At 43.1% G+C, this 2,440-nt stretch carries 2 protein-coding genes; both read left to right on the forward strand.

What is annotated here, in order from left to right:
* Positions 1 to 1,545, forward strand: a 1,545-nt coding sequence (locus AC6ROY_RS25265) for a polymorphic toxin-type HINT domain-containing protein (RefSeq protein WP_500103320.1), incomplete at its 5' end; no start/stop codon positions are given.
* A gap of 18 nt (positions 1,546 to 1,563) precedes the next feature.
* Positions 1,564 to 1,944, forward strand: coding sequence for an Imm8 family immunity protein (locus AC6ROY_RS25270; RefSeq protein ID WP_500103321.1), 381 nt, complete (start codon positions 1,564 to 1,566; stop codon positions 1,942 to 1,944).
* Positions 1,945 to 2,440: the final 496 nt, after the last annotated feature.

The following is a 2,440-nucleotide window of genomic DNA, read 5'->3' on the forward strand; positions in this document are numbered from 1 at the left end:
AACGGCGTGACCGTGGAGTTCGACTATGCGCCGGAGTCCGAGGGATTGCGGCTGAAGAAAAAGACGGCGGAGGAAACGAAGCGATACACGTACAACCCATCAGGCCAAGTCATCGCAGAGGCCGATGAAGCGAACACCATTCAGGCGAATTACGCCTGGGGACCGGATCGGCTGCTGGCGAAGTGGGACCGGGCGGCTGCACAAACTTATTACTACTTGTACAATGGGCATGGGGACGTCGTGCAAATCGTGGATACGCAAGGAGCGGTGAAAAACAGCTACCAGTATGACGAATGGGGCAACCTGATCGGCTCTCCTGTGGAGCAGATCAGCAATCCGTTCAAGTATGCAGGAGAAATGTACGATGCGGAGACGGGGCTGTATTACTTGCGAGCGCGGTACTACGACCCGTCGGTGGGGCGGTTTATTAATAAGGATACGTATGAAGGGGATATTAAAAACCCGCTGAGTTTGAATTTGTATACGTATGTGATGAATAATCCGTTGAGGTATATTGACCCTACGGGAAATGTTGCTTGTGGGATAAGTAATAGCTACGGTGCTGACTATTGTAGGCAAATTGTAGGTTACGCCGAACACTATATAAAAATGGCAACAGACCGTGTCTATAGGGGTTCGATGGAAGTTGCAGAGTTTGTAGCCCTTGATAGTGTTAATACTTTGCTTGACCCTGATGCTGGTGTAATTGAAAAGGGTATGGCAGGGCTAGACTTTACGCCAGTTGGAAAAGTTTATAAGGGCGGCAAAGCTGTAATAAAGCTTGCTAACAAGTACAGAACTGTCACACGAGAAATTCCACTTGATAATGATGCTTTGAAGATCATCAAAGGTATTGCATGTAACTGCTTTGTAGCTGGAACTAAGGTAAAAACAGACGAAGGGGAGAAAAATATCGAAGACATTGAAGTCGGAGATAAGGTTCTCTCGAAGGATGAAACGACTGGTGAGGTAGCTTATAAAAAGGTTACGGTTACCTTCAACCATGAGACGAATGAGATTTACAAAATTAATATGGGTGACCAAGTTATTGAATCGACCTTTAACCATCCATTCTATGTGCAGGGTAAGGAGTGGACGTTTGTTAAGGACCTCAAGTCTGGTGACTTGCTTGTTCAGAGCGATGGGAATACACTCAGGATTGAAAGCATCGAACTGGAACACAGGCACACCACGGTTTACAACATGACGGTTGATGAGTTCCATACTTACTTCGTTAGTGACCTTGGTATTTGGGTGCATAACTCCGAATGTAACTTGAGCGCTACAACAATAGCGACAATAGGAAAAGTAAGTACTGGTATTTCTGGATTAGCAGATGAATACGTCACTACAGATAAGGTGATGGGTATTGTAAAGGAGTTTCTGGGTAGTGACTATTCCACAGGAGTTGCTAAAAATGGGTATACAACCTATGTTAGTAAAGGTGGAGATCTTGTTGCCAGATATGGTTATAAGAGAGATGGATCACTAGAATTGAATCTAGAGAACAGCATTGGTGGGAATTTTCACATAAAAGTTAAATAATTGAAAGGTGGAACTTGTGTGGTAATCCCAGTACTTAAGGGTATTGACATTGTTAGAAACCCGGAAGACCTGAGTAGTTTTAAGGTGAGGGCAACAGCTTATATTTCAGAAGAACATGATAAGGGCGCTGATTGCTTTCATTTCCAAGTAATTTCACCAAAATATCTAGCGGAATTTTTAAGTGAAAATAATATTTTTGATGGCAGGGCAACATTTATTGTTAATAAATTTGATATATCTCAGTTGGAAATAGAAATAAATAAAATATTGAAGGATTGCATTCGTCCTACTTGGGATGAAGTGGCAAGGGCTATTAACCGGCATTTAAAATGGGAGTATGACAATATTAAATTCATAACGAGTGCAGAAATATTGACAAATATTGATCAAGATAAATAGCAACTACTACCTTGAGGTGACGAGCCCCAGGGTAGTTCTTTTATCCCTACCCAGTGCCGAATGAATCGGACGGCTATTACGAATAAAGCTTTACTCTGTTTAGCCCCCAAATGAACTTTGACAGCCCTCTTATTTCGATACAATAAAATCAGTTGGAGTATACCCGGACAAAATGGGAATGACAAGACCCTGAAGCAGCCTGGCAGAGCCCGGCTGTTTTTTTCTGGAAAATAAACGCTGCCGGAATGCCGTGACAATGTGCAAATCTTTAGGGGAAGTTGCCGGAAGAATGTGCAAAATCCGTCCAATCTGCCCTGATTTTCGCGGCTTTATTCTGCTCATCCATTGCCGGAATACTGTGTTAATTCACAGCAAGGACACTGACGAAATAAGGCTACTCTGTCAGGACATTATTGATGTTTATAACTCAACTTTCGCAGCTTGAAATCGGCAAATAAGCCTTGATGTAGCTGGGCAAACCGGCGATCCACTGCTG

Source organism: Paenibacillus sp. sg306046 (assembly GCF_059821225.1).